6 protein-coding genes are annotated in these 21,180 nt (G+C 41.0%); all 6 read left to right on the top strand.

Annotated elements, in window-relative coordinates:
* Positions 1-6 precede the first annotated feature (6 nt).
* The 6 genes from WNY98_RS16760 (at position 7) to WNY98_RS16735 (ending at position 21,179) form a co-directional block, all read left to right on the top strand.
* Positions 7-15,150 (top strand): Ig-like domain-containing protein, encoded by a 15,144-nt coding sequence (locus WNY98_RS16760; RefSeq protein WP_342878447.1) that lies wholly within the window; start codon positions 7-9, stop codon positions 15,148-15,150.
* Entirely contained in the window at positions 15,147-17,270 is a 2,124-nt protein-coding gene (locus WNY98_RS16755; protein WP_342878446.1) for an ATP-binding cassette domain-containing protein, read from the top strand. Before WNY98_RS16760 ends, WNY98_RS16755 begins: the two co-directional genes overlap by 4 nt.
* On the top strand, positions 17,263-18,570 hold the full coding sequence (locus tag WNY98_RS16750) for an HlyD family type I secretion periplasmic adaptor subunit (RefSeq protein WP_342878445.1): 1,308 nt from the start codon (positions 17,263-17,265) through the stop codon (positions 18,568-18,570). Before WNY98_RS16755 ends, WNY98_RS16750 begins: the two co-directional genes overlap by 8 nt.
* Before the next feature lie 14 nt (positions 18,571-18,584).
* The gene (locus WNY98_RS16745) at positions 18,585-19,886 is read left to right on the top strand and encodes a TolC family outer membrane protein (RefSeq protein ID WP_182715575.1); all 1,302 of its coding nucleotides are present in this window, start codon (positions 18,585-18,587) and stop codon (positions 19,884-19,886) included.
* 1 nt (position 19,887) lies between these two features.
* The gene (locus WNY98_RS16740; protein ID WP_182725140.1) at positions 19,888-20,466 is read left to right on the top strand and encodes an OmpA family protein; all 579 of its coding nucleotides are present in this window, start codon (positions 19,888-19,890) and stop codon (positions 20,464-20,466) included.
* Positions 20,467-20,594: 128 nt separating this feature from the next.
* Positions 20,595-21,179 carry a VTT domain-containing protein gene (locus tag WNY98_RS16735; RefSeq protein ID WP_024600650.1) on the top strand — a complete coding sequence of 195 codons (585 nt, stop codon included), beginning with the start codon at positions 20,595-20,597 and terminating at the stop codon, positions 21,177-21,179.
* Position 21,180 lies beyond the last annotated feature (1 nt).

The following is a 21,180-nucleotide window of genomic DNA, read 5'->3' as shown; positions in this document are numbered from 1 at the left end:
GATCCGATTGATGCAAGCAACCTTAATGATGGCACATTAACCGCTACTGCGACTGCATCTGATAAAGCAGGCAACCCGGTAACAGCACAAGATTCAGTCGAGCTTGATAACACGGCAGCCATCACCACCAGTATTGATAAAACAGCCGATTCAGTAATTAACGGTAACGGCGAAAGCGCGGCAATTATTGTACGCGGTACGGTTACCGACGTTGAAGATGGCCAAACGGTTACGGTAAGCATTAGCGATGGCGTTAACCCAGCTGTAACTACAACTGCAACAGTGACCAACGGCGAATACGTGACCGATCCGATTGATGCAAGCAATCTTAACGATGGCACATTAACCGCTACAACTAGCGTATCTGATAAAGCAGGCAACCCTGTAACAGCGCAAGATTCAGTTGAATTAGACAAGCTAGCAGAAATTGATATTGCACTGTCTGATGACGATCAAGTAATTAATAGCTTAGAGCAAGCGAGTGCTGTGTTAACGGGTAATACTGTAGATGTAGAGCAAGGGCGAGAAGTTACATTAACGCTTACCGACAGCAATAGTGTGTCTAAAGTAATAACTGCTATCGTTAGCGATAATGGCACATGGGAAGTTACTACTGATCAAATTGCTGACTTAGCCGAAGGTCAAATTAACGCAGTTGTAGCAGTCACAGATTCAGCTGGGAACCCTGCAAATTCAGAGCTTACTTTTACAAAAGACACGCTAAGCAGCGTAACTTTAAATATTGCACAAACAGACGACGGTGTTATTAACGGCAGTAACGAAAACTCGCAAATAACCATAACCGGCGCAGTTGAAAACATAGAAAATGGTCAATCAATTACAGTAACCGTATCTGACGGTGAAAACCCAGACATTGAATTAATAGGCACTGTTACTAACGGTCAATACAGTTTTGAAAATGTAGATATATCGGGCTTAAATAACGGCACAATTACAGCCACTGCCGTTGTTTTAGACTTAGCGGGTAATACAGCCACAGCAAACGACACTGTTTTATTAGATCAGCTAGCCAGTGTAACTGTAGATATAAACGATACAGGCGATAATGTAATTAATGGCAACTCAGAAAATACAGTTGTTAGCATTACAGGTGATGTAACTAACATTGAAAACGGTCAAACAGTCTCAGTAGTTGTGAGTGATGGCACAAATACTGAAACATTTACTGCTGAAGTAATTAACGGCGCTTATACAATTACAGATGCTGATGTATCAGCTTTAAATGATGGTACATTAACCGCAACAGCTACTGTAACCGATGTAGCAGGTAATACCGCTACAAGTAACGACACTGCCGAGCACGATAAGCTAGCCAGTACCACAATAGAAGTCGCTGAAAACGATGATGTAGTGAATGCAGTCGAGCAAAGCAATGTAATTATAAGCGGTACAGTTACCGATGTTGAAGCTACACGAGAAGTAACCGTTACATTTAGTGACGGCACCAACTCAGTTACTGCAAAAGTTGATGTAGATAGCGATGGCAACTGGCAAATAAACCCAAGTGACATAAGTACACTTACCGATGGCGAAATTGCAGTAAGCGTAAGCGTATTTGATAACGCAGGCAACGAAGCTGTAAACAACACTACATTTAATAAAGATACCCAGGCAACCACCTCGCTAGAACTTGCCGATAACGTAATTAATGCAGCAGAAGACGAAGCCGTAGCACTTAGCGGAAAAGTAGATGACGTAGAGTCAACCAACAATGTAACGGTTACCTTTACCGATCAAAACGGTAAAACAGAGACAATTGAAAACATTGTTTTAGACAGTGATGGTAATTGGTCTGTTACCGCTGCAAATATTAGCGAACTAGCCGATGGTGAAGTAATCGCAAGTGTAAGCGTATTTGATAACGCAGGTAACGAAGCGGTTAATAGTGCAGAATTTATAAAAGACACCCAAGCAACTACCACCATAGAGCTTGCAGATACGCTTATTAATGCAGCCGAAGATGAAGCCGTAGCACTTAGCGGAAAAGTAGATGACGTAGAGTCAACCAACAATATAACGGTTACCTTTACCGATCAAAACGGTAAAACAGAGACAATTAAAAACATTGTTTTAGACAGTGATGGTAATTGGTCTGTTACCGCTGCAAATATTAGCGAATTAGCCGATGGCGACATTACAGCAAGTGTAAGCGTGTTTGATAACGCAGGTAACGAAGCAGTAAATAGCACAACATTAGTTAAAGATACCCAAGCCACAATTAACGTAAATGTAGGTGATGACGCATTTATTAATGAACAAGAGCAAGCAACAGCAAAAATTGGTGGCACAATTAGTGATGTAGAGTCAGGACAAGAAGTTGATATTGTACTAAAAGACAATAACGGTGATGAGTTGTTTACCGCTACAACCACCGTAGATGCGCAGGGTAACTGGGAGCTTAATAGCTCTATTTTACGGGTTTTATCAGATGGCGATTACACAGTAGATGTAAGCACGCAAGATATAGCGGGTAATCCAGCAACAAGCACCCTCAACTTCACAAAAGACACCCAAGCCAGTACAACGCTAGTGCTTGAAGACTCAGTAATAAACGCAGCAGAAGACGAAGCGGTAAGTGTAAGCGGTAAAGTTGATGACGTAGAATCAACAAACAGCATTACCGTAACCTTTACAGATAAAGACGATAAAAAAGTAACCGTTGATAATGTAACCATAAATGCCGATGGCACATGGGAAGTAAGTGACGAAGATATAAGCTCACTTGCAGATGGTGACGTAACAGTAAGTGTTAGCGTATTTGATAACGCCGGCAATGAAGCGGTAAATACCGAAACACTAACTAAAGACACCAACGCCAATGTAACCGTTGAAATACAAGATACAGCCGATAACGTTATTAACGGCAATGGCGAAAACACAAATGTAACCATAAACGGCACCGCATTAGGTGTTGAAGATGGCCAAACGGTTACCGTAGTAGTTAGTGATGGCACAAATACTAAAACTTTCAGTGCACTAGTTACTGATGAAGCGTACACAATCACAGGCGCAGATGTATCAGACCTAAACGACGGCGAATTAACCGCCACAGCCACAGTAAGTGATGTAGCAGGTAATACAGCAACCGATACAGATACAGCCACTCACGATAAAACCGCTGTAACCAGCATTGATGTTGCAACAGGTGATGACGCTGTTATTAATACTGCAGAGCAAAGTAATGTAGTCGTAAGCGGTGTAATAGATGAAGCCGATGCAAATCAAACAGCCACCGTGGTATTTACCGATAAAGACGGTAAGAAAGTCACGGTCGAAAACGTCGCGATTAATGCAGCCGGTGAGTGGGCAATTAACGCCACTGATATAACAGGTCTTGCTGATGGTGAAATTACAGCAAGCGTTAGCGCATTAGACGTTGAGGGCAATTTAGCCACAAACTCAACCACCTTTACCAAAGACACCACAGCTACTGTAACAGTCGATATTAACGATACAGCCGATAACGTTATTAACGGCAACAACGAAAGCTCAGCTGTAACAATTACAGGCACAGCGGTTGGTGTAGAGGATGGTCGTACGGTTACAGTAGCAGTAACCGATGGCACAACAACTAAAACCTTTACTGCAATAGTGACTGGTGAAGCATATACAATTTCAGATAAGGATTTATCAGCCTTTAACGATGGTGAAATTACAGCCACAGCCACGGTAAGCGACTTAGCTGGCAATACAGCAACCAGCCAAGATACCGCAATTATTGACCAAACAGCCGTTACCAGCATTATTGCAGCAACCGGTGACGACAACGTTATTAATAGCGCAGAGCAATCAAGCGTGGTAGCAAACGGTGTAATAGAAGAAGCCGATGCAAATCAAACAGCCACCGTGGTATTTACTGATAAAGACGGTAAAAAAGTTACAGTTGAAAACGTCGCTATTGACGCAGATGGAAAATGGCAAGTTAATGCAACAGACATAACAACGCTTGCCGATGGTGAAATTGAAGCTAGCGTTAGCGCATTAGACGTTGAAGGCAATTTAGCCACAAACAAAACCAGCTTTACTAAAGACACCAACGCCAATGTAACCGTTGAAATACAAGATACAGCCGATAACGTTATTAACGGCAATGGCGAAAACACAAATGTAACCATAAACGGCACCGCATTAGGTGTTGAAGATGGCCAAACGGTTACCGTAGTAGTTAGTGATGGCACAAATACTAAAACTTTCAGTGCACTAGTTACTGATGAAGCGTACACAATCACAGGCGCAGATGTATCAGACCTTAACGATGGCGAATTAACCGCCACAGCCACAGTAAGTGATGTAGCAGGGAATACAGCAACCGATACAGACACCGCCACTCACGATAAAACCGCCGTAACCAGCATTGATGTTGCAACAGGTGATGACGCCGTTATTAATACCGCAGAGCAAGGTGATGTAGTTGTAAGCGGCGTAATAGAAGAGGCTGATGCTAACCAAACAGCTACTGTGGTATTTACTGATGAGAACGGGGATAAAGTCACGGTTGAAAACGTCGCGATTAATGCAGCCGGTGAGTGGGCAATTAACGCCACTGATATAACAGGTCTTGCTGATGGTAAAATTACAACAAGTGTGAGCGCATTAGACGTTGAGGGCAATTTAGCCACAAATTCAACCACCTTTACCAAAGACACCACAGCTACTGTAACAGTCGATATTAACGATACAGACGACAACGTAATAAATGGCAATGGTGAAAACGTAAGTGTTGAAATTACAGGTACCACAACCGGTGTTGAAGATGACCAAAAAGTAACGGTTGTAGTAAAAGATGAAGCCGGTAACGAACGCAGCTTTGAAGCCACCGTTACCAATAATGCTTACACAATCACAGGTGCAGACTTATCAGGCCTTAACGACGGCGAATTAACCGCGACGGCCACCGTAAGTGATGTAGCTGGTAACATAGCCACTAATACAGACACCGCCATACACGACAAAACAGCAGCTACTACCATTGTAATGGCAGCGGGTGATGACGTAGTAAATGCAACCGAGCAAACAAATGTTGTTGTGAGTGGTCAGGTAACGGATATAGAGCCGACAAATACAGCAACAGTTACTTTTACTGATGAAAGTGGCACACCTGTAACCATAACTAATGTTACGATTAATAATGACGGCAGCTGGGAAGTTAGTAGCGCAGATATTAATACGCTTGCCGATGGCACAATTACTGCCGCTGTTAGTGTATTTGATGATGCTGGTAACCAAGCTACAAATAGCACCACCTTCGAAAAAGATACCCAAGCTTCAATTTCTATTCCGAGCGAAAATAACGACTTATTGATTAACAATGCAGAAAAGTCGGCTGTAGTTATTAATGGTCAAAGCGCAAATATAGAAGAGGGCAAAATCGTTAATGTTACGGTATCTGATGGTACTAAAACAGTAACAGGGCAAGCGACTATTTTAGCTGATGGAACATGGCAAAGTAACTCACTAGATTTAACGACGCTTGATGAAGGGGAACTGACTGTTTCAGCAACAACTGCCGACACTGCAGGCAATACCGCAAATGCAGATCTTAACATTGATAAAGATACTCAAAGCGATGTAACTGTAAATGTGGGCGATGATGCAGTTATAAATGCAGCTGAGCAAAGCACTGCTAAAGTAGCAGGCACAGTAACCGACGTAGAAGCTAACCAAAGCGTAGCAATTATCATTAAAGACAGTGACGGCAGTACTGTATTTAATGGCACTGCAAGTGTAGATGACGCTGGCAAATGGGAATTAGATAGCAGTATTTTAAATGCACTGTCTGATGGCGATTACACAGTAGATGTAAGCACACAAGATGTAGCCGGCAACGTAACTACTAACACGCTAGATTTCACTAAAGACACACAAGCCAGTACAACGCTAGTGCTTGAAGATTCAGTAATAAATGCAGCAGAAGACGAAGCGGTAAGCGTAAGCGGTAAAGTTGATGACGTAGAATCAACAAACAGCGTTACCGTTACCTTTACAGATAAAGACGGTAAAAAAGTAACCGTTGATAATGTAACCATAAATGCCGATGGCACATGGGAAGTAAGTGACGAAGATATAAGCTCACTTGCAGATGGCGACGTAACAGTAAGTGTTAGCGTATTTGATAACGCCGGCAATGAAGCGGTAAATACCGAAACACTAACTAAAGACACCAAGGCCAATGTAACCGTTGAAATACAAGATACAGCCGATAACGTTATTAACGGCAACAACGAAAGCTCAGCTGTAACAATCAAAGGCACAGCGGTTGGTGTAGAGGATGGTCGTACGGTAACAGTAACAGTAACCGATGGCACAACAACTGAAACCTTTACTGCAGAAGTGATTGGTGAAGCGTATACAATTTCAGATAAGGATTTATCAGCCTTTAACGATGGTGAAATTACAGCCACAGCCACGGTAAGCGACTTAGCTGGCAATACAGCAACTAGCCAAGATACCGCAATTATTGACCAAACAGCCGCTACCAACATTATTGCAGCAACCGGTGACGACAACGTTATTAATAGCGCAGAGCAATCAAGCGTGGTAGTCAACGGTGTAATAGAAGAAGCCGATACAAACCAAACCGCTACAGTCACCTTTACAGATAGCAAAAACGATACCATCGTTGTTACTGGCGTATTAATTAACGCAGCCGGTGAGTGGGTTATTGATGCAACAGACATAACTGGACTTGCTGATGGTGAAATTGAAGCTAGCGTTAGCGCATTAGACGTTGAAGGCAATTTAGCCACAAACAAAACCAACTTTACTAAAGACACCACAGCTACTGTAACAGTCGATATTAACGACACAGACGACAACGTAATAAATGGCAATGGCGAAAACGAAAGTGTTGAAATTACAGGTACTACAACCGGTGTTGAAGACAACCAAAAAGTAACGGTTGTAGTAAAAGATGAAGCCGGTAACGAACGCAGCTTTGAAGCCACCGTTACCAATAATGCTTACACAATTACAGGTGCAGACTTATCAGGCCTTAACGACGGCACCTTAACCGCCACAGCCACAGTAAGTGATTTAGCCGGTAACACAGCCACGAATACAGATACAGCCACTCACGATAAAATAGCAGCTACTACCATTACAATGGCAGCGGGCGATGATGTAGTTAATAGTGATGAGCAAAGTAATGTAGTCGTAAGCGGTGTAATTGATGAAGCCGATGCAAATCAAACAGCCACCGTGGTATTTACCGATAAAGACGGTAAAAAAGTTACAGTTGAAAACGTCGCTATTAACGCAGATGGACAATGGCAAGTTGATGCAGCAGATATAACAGGTCTTGCTGATGGTGAAATTACAGCAAGCGTTAGCGCATTAGACGTTGAGGGTAATTTAGCCACTAACTCAACCACCTTCACCAAAGACGCCACCATTAATATTGATATTGATACCGGCGATAACGGCATTAACAGTAGAGCATTTAAAGCCGGTGAAGTAACCACGCTGAGCGGTACAACTGATGCTGAGGATACCTCTACCGTAACGCTTACTATTTCTGATGGTACCAAAAGTGAAGTAGTAACTGCGACTGTTACAGGTGGCGCTTGGAGTGTTAATGGTATTGATGTGTCTGCGCTCGATGATTTACAGCAGTGGACTATTACGGCGGCTGTTACAGACTCTGCAGGTAATACCGCAGAAGATAGCACGCCAATACTTGATGCGCTTGATAGCCAAACACTTAATGAAAGTAATACAGGTAATGGCGGAACAAGTTCGGCTAAAAGCAGCATAGAAATAGATAACGCAGTGCTTACAATTAGCTCTGAGCAATCAGGTCTTGAGGGTTTAAAAGTAAATGGTGAAGCTGTAACTGTTGCATTAGCAACTGATGGTTTATCGTTAGAAGTTAAAGACTCGCAAGGTAACCTAGTGTTAAGTGTTGCGCTTGCGGGCGGTGAACTTACTACCACGCTACATGCACCAATTGACCACGAAAGTGAGAGTTTACTTACTGATATTTTTGTAGACGCACTACAAACAGATGCCGATGGCACAACCGAACTAGTAGTTGTACCAACAGCCGTTACTATAACCGACTCAGCCCCACAAAGTAGTGACGACAGCTTTACAGTAACAGAAGCCGACACCGATACGGGTAGAGAATCAACAGGTAGTTTAGTCACAAACGACAGTGTAGTAGAGGGCGCACCAACCGTTACAAGCGTTACATTTAATGGCACTGACTATGAGGTAACAACCGATACACCAGCAATAATAGACACCGGTGAAGGCACATTAACGGTTAACAGCGATGGCACATGGAGCTTTAACGCGCTTGATAACCGAGACTCAACTACTTCACCACAGTTTACGATTGAATACACAATAGAAGATCGCGACGGTGTAGGCAGTTCAACAAGCACAGCCACATTTACAGTTCAAGATGGCAGTGCGGGCAGCTTTACAAATCAAACAGCGTCTTATACAGAAAGCGATTATGGCAGTACTGCAAGCAGTGGTAAAAACTTTACTGTAGAGGCAGGTTCTGACGCACTAGTTGCCGATTCAATTACCTTTGACAACACAATTGCAAACTTAAACGCACTTAATTTAACAAGTGCTGGTGAAGCTATCACCTTTGTATTAAGTGAAGACGGCAAAACAATTACAGGCTCTGCTAATGGCAGCGAAGTAATTAGCTTTAGCGTAAGTGCAACCCAAAATGGCAAAGATTTAAACGCTAATGTACAAACAAAAATAAGCTTGCCGCTTGATAACCCTAATGGAGAAAATATTGATTTTGCGCTTTCTCTTAACGGAGAGGATAGTGATGGCACAGCAATTAGCGGTGCGGGTAATGTAACAATAACCGTTGTAGATGGCGGCGCGCCAAAAGTTGCAGATACTACAGCAACACCTATTAGTATTGACGAAAGTGGCTTAGACCCTGCTAATAACATCACATTATCTGAACAAGGTACAGTGAGTACAAAGCTAGGCAGTGATTCGTTAAAATCACTTACTTTCTCTACCGACTCGCAACCAGAGCTAACCGCAGGTGGTGTACCACTTGTATACACCTTAAGTGACGACGGGCGTACAATAACCGCCAACACAGGTGACGGCACAGAGACAATATTTATTGCAACGTTACCTGTAATTGATGGTACAGCAAGCCAAAACTTAACTTACAATTTTACATTATATCGCCCATTTGATAACGATACAGACGAAGAAGGCGGAACAGGCGTACCACTACAAGTAGAAGTGCAAGACACTGATGGCGATAGCGATACAGCAACGTTAAATATTACCGTTAATGATGGTGGGGCTGAGCATACTCAAAATAATATTGATTTAACTGTTTCTGAAACACCTAACAGCGTTGTAGATAGCAACGAAGACGGTGACAACAAAGCAAATACCGATACTGATACCTCATTTACAGTAACCGCTGGTCTTGATGATGTAGTGGACATGCAAGTTGGTATTACTGATGGGGCAGCGGTGCTTGATAGTAATCGTAATCAGCTAACGCAAACTACGCTCGATGAGAACGGTAATGCTGTAACTACAAATATTGTTTGGCAAGTTAATAGCGACGGTACGGCGCAAGGTGTGCTAGAAGGCACTTCAACCGAGGTCTTTAAAATTACGCTACCAGATGTAGATGTAGCAGCACAAACGTCTGAAACCTACTCAATTTCATTTGAAATAACAGGTGCAATAGATCATATCAATGGTACTGATACACCTCAAATCGTGATCCCAGTATACACAGAAGATACCGATGAATCACGGGTTACAAGTAACGTCACGGTGACATTAAACGACGGTCAAGACCCTGCAATAGCTAACTCAGCTGCAAGTGTTGATGAGGCTAACCTTAGAAATAATGACCCAATTACAACTACGGGGCAAATTACAGTAACGCAAGGCTCTGATGAAGTTGTAGAAATTAAGCTTGTAGATGACTTTATAACAACCTTTGACAACGAAGGTTACTTTACTGCAGATGGAAATAATGCAATTACATTAAACGATAAAAACGCTGATGGCTGGTATATCGCTACAGCAAATGGCGAAGATGTTTTACGCGTTAAATTTAATCCTGATGGCTCTTACACTTACGAGCAATTTACAGCAATTAAACACCCTAATGCTGCCGGAACAAATACGCAAGATATCAGTTTTGATGTAACTGCTGTTGATGCTGATGGCGATAAAGCTAACGCAGCAGTGACTATTACAGTAACTGATGATACACCAACAGTAGATAACACACCTGTCGCTGTTAACCTTGTTGAGGGCGGCGGTAAAACACTCGAACTGCTTGATATTAATAGCAGTAACTTTGTTGGTAACACCAATAACCCAGGTGCAGATGGTGCTAAATTAGCTTCATTTATTTATGGTGGTACAACGTACACTGCGTTTGACTCAGGCTCTGATTCAACCGGTAACTATAAAGAAGTTGCCTTTAAAGGTGAGGGTGACAGTGATACGTCTGGCACATTAAGAGTATACGAAAGCGGTAAAGTAGTGATTACAACTGACGAGTTTGCTCAAAGCGATAACGAAGATTTTACAGACTCAATTAGCTATACCGTTATCGACAATGATGCTGATGAAGCAACAGGAAGTATTGATTTAAAAATAAGTGATTACAAAGGTGAGTTAACCGTTACTGCAACGGACATTAACGAAGATGCCATTGACGGTAGCGGTAACGCTAACAATGCACGTAGTGAAGTAACCATTACCATTGACAGAGGTGATATTACTGACCAAGAAGAGACAGTCAGTGAAATAAAAATTGAGGTGGCGTCTTTACAAGGTGGAGAGCTTTACCTTAATGGTAACTTAGCTACTACAGACAATGCCAATGTTGCAATTGTGAATGGCTATTATGTATTTACAGGCGCTGCATTAACTACTAACGCTGATGATACAGTGACAGTTGCTAATTTAACTTATCAACCAGCAGAAAACAGCTCCGATTTTTCTAATACGGTTGAATTTAAAGTTGAAACCACAATAACCATTAAAAATGGTGGAACACCTCGAAAATTAAACGATTCGACTACCATTTCAGTTGAATCAGTAGCCGATGCCCCAGATTGGGACGCTGGTAATGCTTACCAATACACCCTAGATGAAGACTCACCTGAAAACCTCACTATTAGTGCAGCATTAACTGATACTGATGGCTCTGAAGAGCTAACTTATGTTATTTCAGGTTTAGATGAAAACTTAGTACTTAAAATTGGCGGCAGAACAATAACCGAAGGCGCAATACTCACACAAAGTGAACTTAACAAATTAACGGTTAGTAACAAATTACATTCAACTGGCGAATATACGTTTGATATTCAAGCAACAAGTACAGAAAAAGACAATAACAACACAGCAACGGCTGAGAAACAAACGGTTACAGTAACGATTAATCCAGTAGCCGACGCGCCAAAACTAGCTGTGCGCGTTGATACAATTAACGAAGATTCAAACCCTCAACTGAGTGACCTAATAAACGGACAGCTCGTTGATACAGATGGCTCTGAGCGCCTCAAGTACGAAATAGAAATACCAACTTTTACAGATGCTAATGGTAATGATCAAGTCGTTAAATTATTAGATGGTAATGGAGATGAAGTAGCGCCAGTTGATGGTGTTTACACTATTTTTGACACTGACTTAGCAAATTATACGCTTAAGTTACCTGAGCATTTAGCGCAAGAAGAAATTGCACTTAAGGTAAATGCAATTAGTGAAGAAGTTGTAGATGGTAATGTTGTTAGTAGTGCAGAAACTGGGGTAAAAGAATTTACCTTTAAAGTAGTGGGTGTTGCAGATTCACCTGTATTAAAAAGCAATAATGACTGGGCATACGACGACACAGGGCTTACTTTAACAAATACCACCGGTGTAGAAGATGAATTACTCACGCTCGACTTTTTATTCGAAAGTGAAGACACCGATGGCTCAGAAACCGTTAGTTTAGTAATTTCAGAATTACCCGATGGTGTAACGCTTGTAAATGCAACAACGGGAGAGCCTGCTAATTTACCTGTTGTAGGTATTGGCGCTAATGGCAACCCTAAGTACAGCTTGTTAGCCAGCGAGGCTGGTAATTATGCATTAAAACCAAGTGCTGATTTTAGCGGTAACGTTGACTTTAATATTACAGTGGTGACTACTGAGCCCGATACCGGTGAATTCAATACTAAAGATACTGAAATTAAGGCAAGTGTTACATTTACGCCGGTTATTGACTCCACCAACTTAAATACAAATGTTGTTGGCAATGAAGACAGCCAAATCTCACTTAAATTAAATCCTGAACTCTCAGATATTGATGGCTCTGAAAGTATTACAAAAGCGATTATTAATAGTATTCCAGATGGTACAACGCTTTATATAAACGGCATTGAAACAGCTGTTGGTAGTGGGCTAGATGTTACTGACTACTTAAATACAGATAGTGTTACGCTCAAACCTGATGAAGATTACTCAGGCGAGCTTAGCGTTGGTATAACTTACACGGTACAAGATACTTCTGCTGCTGTATCAAGTGATATAAATGCAAATATTGCGGTAACCGTTAATGGCAAAGTAGATGTAGCCTCAAGCATTGAGGCTGACGGCGCTGTTACTCGTATCGAAACCACAAATGAAACCATTACTAATGAAGGAAGTGGTAATGAGCGTCAAATTAATTTAACTGGCGTTGCATCATTCATTGAAGAGGATGTTGATGGTTCTGAGCATATAACATATATCGAAATTATCTTGCCGGAAAACTCCTCATTAAAAGTTATTTACATGCAAGATGGTAAAAATATAGCTTCGCCAGATGGGACTGGTCGCTGGGTTATTCCTATAGACGCTGGTACAAGTGACGCCGCTAAAGACACCATAAACGATTTACTTAATAACGTAATTATTGAAGCTAATTCATCTACTGGTTCTGACGTTGATGTGACAGTTAATGCACGCGTTAAAGACGGTGACGACAGCGCCCTTATTAGCGGAAACTTTAAAGTACGGTTTAATATTGATGGCGAAGGTGAAACGACTACTGCATCACCAGTTAATACGTTACAAATAGAAAATGTTACGGCTGATGAAGGCGGTAGCGTTACTTTTGAGGCAAGTGACTTTAATTTAGGGGAAGATTTATCTCAAGATGTTGATGATAACTATAACGATGTAATTAGTATTTATGTTGAGCAGAGCAGCTTGCCAGAAGGCTTCACTATTGAGGGCGATGGTATAATAGCAGTAGAAACAGACACTGGTATAGAGTACATAATTCCTGAAAGCTCGCTGAGTACAATGGTTATTAACAGTAACGACAGTGACTACTCTGGCTTATTAGAAATTCCAGTAAAAATAGTTGCCGTAGATCCAAGTGGTGACCGCGAAATAGATGAAAACCAATCATTAAGTGTGGATATAAACCCTGTTGTTGATGGTGGCACCCTGACCGCCGCAACGCAGACAATTACCGAAGATAATACAAATACATCACTTGGTATTACGTTTACCTCAACAGACGAAAGTACAGATTCGCAAGATGGCGGCGTTGAAGAAATTGATTTTACTCAGCCAATAACAATTGAGTTACCAGATGGAGGTACATTATATGACCCTTCAGGTAATTTTGAGTTACAAGTTGACGGCAGTTACTTATATAAAGGTGATGGCAGTACATTTGACTCTGATTTAGCCAATGTTGGGATTAACCCTCCTGAAAATGCCAAGGGTGATTTTGATATTAATATTAGCGCTACAGTAGTAGATAGAGCTACGCTTTCGACAGGTGAAGTAAAAGCGAGCTCTACTATTAACCAAACAATTACAGTAAATGTAACACCTGTAACAGACGGTGTTATGCTTACTGCTAATAGCGTTACTGGCGATGAAGACAGCGAAATTATACTTACGGGATTAGCGGCTACTTCGCTAGATGACTCCGAAACTACCTATTTTACAATTAGCGGAGTACCAAAAGGTGCCACCCTAATTGATGCGGTAACAGGTGAAGAGCTACAAATAATTAATAATGGTGATGACGGCTCAGAAAATGGCACAACGAGCTGGACTATTCCACGAAGCTTACTTGAAGGAAATGCCGATAACATTGTATTACTACCTCCTCTGGATTTTAGTGGAGACATAACACTAAGCTTAAATGCGATTAGCCAAGATGGTACACAGGGCGAGTTATTACAGCAATCACAAAACTTTATTGTGAGTGTTAACCCTGTAGCCGACACGCTTGATTTTAGTCAAAAACCTGAAGATAACTATTCAGGTGACGAAGATAGCAACGTAACTATTGATCTTGCTGCCTTTAGCACTGAGGCCGATGGCACTGAGCAAGTGCAACTTAAAGTTATTATTAATGGTGATACTTCTGACTCATCGGCATTAGCTGGGCTAGAAAATGGCTATATAGAACTTGCCGATGGTACTAAAGTTAACTTTGTACAAGAGGGTAATAACTATATTGCGACCGTAATAAGCGAAGAAGGCAGTGGTATAGAAAACTTTGACTTTAATGCCGGTGGCCTTGCGTTTGGCACGTTTAACATGAGTGTTGAGGTGGCGACTATGGATAGCGCAGTTATTAATGGTGAAACCGTTACTGTAACTGGCACACCTGAAACGTCAGACTTTATTGTAGAGTTAGAACCTCAAGCTGATGCGCCTGTATGGACTGCTGCAAATGATGTTACAAGTAATTCAACTAACAATATCGCCCTAAACCTAGATGTAGATTTACAAAACCCTGCAACAGATGAAACCGGCTATATTGAAATTATCGGCTTACCTGATGAATACAGCTTTAACCTTGGTGAAAAGGTAGGTGATACATGGACTGTTGGTATCGATAATATTGAGTCACTTGAGATTGAAAATGCGGTTGCTGGCGTTAGTTTTGACTTAACGTTAACTGCATTTTCAACACTTAACGGTGAAACACAAGAGGCTTCGCCTGAGGTAGTAAATGTAACTATTTCTGATTCGGCTACAGCTAGCTCAGCGCGTACCGCAAGTGCGAGCGGTGACAGTGGGCCAGATTATAGCGATATGTCTGGCAGTGGTAACACAGCACATGATGAGACGATTGCAAGTATGACCAGCGGCGATCAAAACGTATGAAGCTAATCCTAAACCGAGAGCAAATACTGGCACTCGGTAAGCACATTGCAGATGCCCTGCATTTACGCCATCAAAGCGAAAACTTATTACTTGGTTTGCCAAGTAATGAGTTTTCGGCGCACCATTTAGAGCAAGCATTAAGTAATATTAATGTGAGTGCGCAGCAGCAAACTACGCCAAAGCATTATGCTTACCCTGCTTTGGTGCTTGATAAAGAAGGCTACTTTTGGTTTTTTGAAAACGATGGTAAAAGTACGTTTAGCTCACTTGATGAAGCAAAACCTAAGCAATTAAGTGATATTGATAAAGAGCTTATTTGGTACTTGTCGCACGATAATGTAACTGATGAACGCTCAGAAAAACTGCATACTCGTATTCCTAGTTGGCTAAAGCCTGCATGGGATCAGGTTAAACCATTTTATAATTCGTTGTTACTCGCCTCGCTAACCGTTAATTTATTAGCTTTAGTAGTGCCGTTGTTTACCATGAACGTATACGACCGCGTTGTGCCTAATGCTGCACTAGATACCTTATGGGTACTTGCAACCGGCGCAACAATAGCCATTGTGTTTGATTGGTTATTAAAGCAAGCGCGCGGGCATTTAACCGATGCGGCTGGCAGGCAAATAGATTTACGTATTAGCAGTATGTTGTACGCTAAAGTGCTAGGTATGCGCCTTGAGCAACGACCTGCATCTGCTGGCGCTTATGCAAAACAAGTGCAAGACTTTGACAGCGTGCGAGAGTTTATAACCTCAGCAACGCTTGTATCGGTAATCGATTTACCTTTTACACTGCTGTTTTTAGCGCTTATTTTTTGGCTAGGTGGCTTAATTGTTTTAATTCCGGTTGTAGTACTTACCTTGGTTGTTATTACAAGCGCGGTATTACAAGCAAAACTGAGTGAAAGTGTTGAACAGGCATCTAAGTTATCGACCCAGCGCCAAGCGTATTTAATCGAAAACCTGAACCAGCTTGTTGAGCTTAAGCAAATGAACGGCCAAGCAGGCGCGCAACAAAAGCTTGAACAAACACTCGCACAAATGGTTGATTGGCAAAATAAATCACGCCATAGCGCCACAACACTTACGCATACAGTTGCAAGCCTTAGCCAATTTACCAGTATTGCGCTTATTGTGTTTGGTGTTTATTTAATTAGTAACGGCGACATAAGTATGGGCGCACTAATTGCTATTGTTATGCTGAGTGGGCGCGCATCGGGTTCTATTTCTGCTTTAGCTGGGCTTGTTTTAAAATATAAACAAACACAAACAGCCATTGAGTCGGTTAAAAATATAATGGCGCTTGAGCAAGAACAAAAAAGTGGCGAAAACACGATTAATGCGCCTGTAAATGGCAATATTACAGCCCGCCATTTGAGCTTTCAGTACCATGAGCAAGAACTTGAGGCAGTGCACAGTATTAACTTTGAAATTAAGCAGGGCGAAAAAATAGGTTTATATGGCCGTGCAGGCTCTGGTAAGTCTACCTTGCTTGCAATTATTGCTGGGCAGTACAGAGCTACATCAGGTCAGCTATTAATTGACGACATAGATATAAGGCACTGGTCGTTAAGTGCGCTACGCAAGCAAAGTGGCTGGGTAGCACAAAGCCCAAGCTTATTTTATGGCACGGTGCTTGAAAACATTACGGTTGGCGCACAAAATATAAACCCAACAAACTTAACCAACGCGTTGGTACAATCGGGCGTAAGCCGATTTATTGACCGGTTGGAGTCGGGGCTGGAAACACAGGTTGGCGAGTTTGGTCGGTTTTTATCGGGCGGACAACGTCAAGCTGTATGTATTGCGCGTGCTTTATTAAAAGACGATAACGCATTACTTATTTTAGATGAACCTTCGTCGGCTATGGATGCAGGCCACGAAAAACTCCTCATTAAAACCCTTCAGGAGCGCACTGAAACCGTGGTTATTTCGAGTCATCGTAAAGATATGCTGACTATATGCGACAGAATATTTGTGCTCGACCACGGTCGCTTAAAAAGTATAGAAACACCAAGCTCGTTATTTAGTAATAAAGTGCATGGTAGTGTAAAACTAGTAAGTAAAAAAGTGACAAGGGTGAATACAGAGACTGGGAGTTCTTCAACCAATGGCTGATTTATATATGGGGCAGCTACAAGCTGCAAAACAAGCTAAAAGATTGGTTATTATAGTTTTTGTATTACTTTTTGCTGTGGTTTTGTGGGCTAAATTTGCTAAGCTAGAAGAAGTTGTTGTAGGTCAAGGTGCTGTTATACCAGTACAACGTGTTCAAACTATTGAAAACCTTGATGGCGGTATTTTAAAAGAAGTTTTAGTACGTGAAGGACAAATTGTAGAGGTGGGTGATCCGCTTTTACTGATTGATGAAACCCGATTTGCTGCTGCTTATGCTGAATCTAGTCAAGAAAAAGGTTCGTTATTAGCAAGACGAAACCGTCTAGTAACTGAACTGAATAGTGTTACCTTGAGTGAAGAAAGCAGTTTTGGCGCTAATATAGAACGCTTAGAAATACCTAGAAAAGATATTGCTGTAGATGTGTATAAGCAGGCATACAATACGTATACTTCAAGACTTACACAGCTTGAGTCTCAGCTACAGCAGCGCACGCAAAACCTACTCCAGCAGGAGCAAGCCAGTGTAGAGCAACGTGCAAATATATCTGCGCTTAAGCAAAGGCTAAAGCTCACAACACGGGAGGTACTGTTAACTCAAGGTGCTGTAGATGCGGGTGCTGTTGCCGAAATGGAGTTGGTTAAATTGCAACGAGACGAAATTGGCATGCAAGGTGAATTAAACCAAGCCAATGCGTTATTACAGCAATTAAAAGCGGCAAAAAGTCAGGTAAAAGAAGAGCGAAAAGCGATAGTATTTGATTATTTAGCGGATACACAAAATCAGTTAGATGAAGTGAGTAACGAGCTTGCTAAAATTCAACAAAGTAGCAAATCACTCGAAGATAGACTTATAAAAGCACAAGTTAGATCGCCAGTACGTGGTACCGTAAAAAATATTGTATCACGCTCTATTGGCAGTGTAATTGACCCCGGCGAGGTGATGATGGAAATTGTCCCTCAAAACGATTTGCTTTTAATTGATACTAAAATTCAACCAAAAGATATCGGTTTTATTAGAGTGGGCATGGCTGCTAAAGTTAAGTTTACTGCTTATGACTTTGTAATATACGGTGGACTTGAAGGTGAAGTTACTTATATTGGTGCAGATGCTCAGTATTTAGAAGATGGAACTGCTTATTATCAGGCTTATATTAAAACAACAATAAGCCAAATAGCAGAGCAAGCAATAATCCCAGGGATGCAAACGCAAGTAGATGTTATTACTGGGAAAAAAACTGTTTTAGATTATTGGCTAAAACCTTTGCTTAGAGCAAAAGCCAATGCAATGCGTGAACCATAATATAGGAATATTAAATGCGTAAATTAGGACTACTCTCTGTTTTAGCCTTAGCCCCAGGGTTATCGAATGCGTTAACGCTTGAGCAATCTGTAGCTGAAACATTAAACACTAATCCGAGATTAATGCAGAAATATGCGAGCTTTGAAGCAAAATATCGCGATAAACGCAGTGCGTTTAGTGAGTATTTACCACAAGTTCGTTTATATGCAGGATATGGATACGAGCGCGTAAACTATAAATCAGGCCGAGAACTTGATAGCGAATTAAATCGTAGAGAAATAGGTTTAAAAATAACACAAATGTTATTTGATGGTTTTAGAACGTCATCTGAAGTTGCAAGACTAGATAACGAAGCAAAAGCTGACCAATTGGGTTTAATATCTGCTGCAGAGAATATTAGCCTTGAAGTTGTACAGGTATATTTAGACTTGCTTAAATCAGTTGAGTTAGTTGAGTTGTCAGAGCGAAATATCAACATACATAAAAAAATATTAAGTGATATTGAACAACGACGTCAACGTGGTTTATCAAGCGATGCCGATGTAGCTCAAGTACAGTCTAGACTTGCTACATCACAATCTGGTTTTTTAGCTGCTAAAAATAATCTTCAAGATATTAAAGCAAATTACTATGATTTAGTGGGCCAGTACCCTGATGATTTAATGATTCCTAAAGTGGATGAAACATATATACCAGCCACTTTAGGTGATGCTATAGCAGTCGCTAAAAAATCACATCCAGAAATTATGGCTGCTGTTTTTGATATAGAAGCTGCAAATAAACAAATAGAAAGAGAGAAAAGCGGTTATTGGCCAAAGGTTAGTTTAGAGTTTGATGTAGCTGATAACGATAATATTTCGGGCTCTCCTGGTCGTGATGATAACGGCCGAGTAATGCTTTCTATGAGTTACGATTTATACAACGGTGGCAAAACAAATGCAGATACCGAAGCGGCAAAATGGCGTTACCAAGAAGCCGTAGCAGTTAAAGACACAACTCACCGCCAAGTCGAAGAAGCGACAACCTTTGCATGGAATGCAAACATGTTTTTAGCTGAGCAAAAAGGCTTTTACGAAGAAAATGTTGGCTATGCTGAAGTTGCTCAAAAAGGGTATGAACGCCAATTTTCATTAGGTCGTCGTTCGTTATTAGATGTACTTGATTCGCAAATAGAGTTGTTTACAGCGCGTCGTAACTATATTGAATCGGCTTATGATCAACGCAAAGCAAGCTTTAGGCTTGTAAATGCAACAGGGCGTTTAGTTAGAGCTCTTAGGGTTGATAAACCTGAAGCATGGCTACTAGGAGATAGATAATATGAAAAGCATTATGTTTTTAAGTCTTGCATTATTACTGTCTGGCTGTGCTAGCGATGCAAAAAAATATGAGTATCAAGTTCAATCAAAAGATTTATTTGACCAAGACCGCGACGGTGTTATTAACGCAAGAGACAAGTGTGCTGAAACACCGATAAGAGCCAAAACAAATAATGATGGTTGCCCTAAAGAGCAAAAAATAACGACATCAAGAAACGTTGTTATTGAATTTGGTTACGATAAATCGACGCTAACGGATGATGCAAAAGCAAAAGTAGTAAGTTTTGCTAATAGTGTTGTTGATGTGCCAGGTATTACTATTTTATTAATTGGTGATACTAGCTTAGAAGGGTCATTAGAATATAACCGTAAGCTTGCTTTAAAACGAGTTGAAACAGTTAAAACGGCTTTGTTAGCGCAAGGTGTTAAAAATATAGAAATAACTGAGCAAACCTTTATTGATTCAAAAGATATTCCTAAAGTATTAGCTGGCAGAAAAACACGAGTTATAGCGTTAGTTGATGGAGAGAGTTCTGTTGAACTAGAAAAGCAATTTGATTTATATAATGCCGGTTTTTAAATAATTATATAAATACAGTTTAAAAAGCCCGTTTTATACGGGCTTTTTTATTGCTTAAGTTTATATTAACGTGGATGTGCCAAAATAAACTAACCACTTTATTTTTGGCACTATAAAAGGAAAATTATATGGCAATTCAAAAAAAGCTAAAAGAAAAAACGCGTAATTTTATTGATTCTAAGCATATGCTTAGCGGTATTACAGTGGCGTCGTTTTTAGAGTCAACCATAGTGCCTATTCCGCTTGAAGCGGTGTTAGTACCCTTAATGCAAGCACGCAGAGAAAAGCTATGGCTTATTGCCTTAATGGCGACATTAGGCTGTATTGTAGGTGCATTGTTTGGCTATGCGTTGGGTTATTATTTATTTGATGCGGTTGGCGATTGGATTATTAATACATTTTCGAGCCCTGAACAATTTGAAAACGTTAAACAGCAAATGCAAGACCAAGGTTTTTGGTTTGTTATAACGCTTGGCATTGTGCCTATTCCGTTTCAAATAGCGATGCTTGCAGCAGGCGCGACTAAGTACTCTATTTGGCTATTTTTATTAGCCTCGGGTATTGCGCGTTCTATTCGTTACTTTGGCTTGGCTATTATTGTTTATTATGCAGGTAATGAAGCAGAGCGAATCATCAGCAAACATAAAACTAAGGCTATGATTGGCATTACTATTTTAGTGTTGGGATTGTGGGGACTTAGCACCGTAGTTTAAG

The organism is Pseudoalteromonas sp. AS71 (assembly GCF_038900275.1).
GTDB lineage: Bacteria > Pseudomonadota > Gammaproteobacteria > Enterobacterales > Alteromonadaceae > Pseudoalteromonas.
Note: the sequence above shows the minus strand (reverse complement) of the source record. Positions and strands in the feature narration are given on the sequence as shown.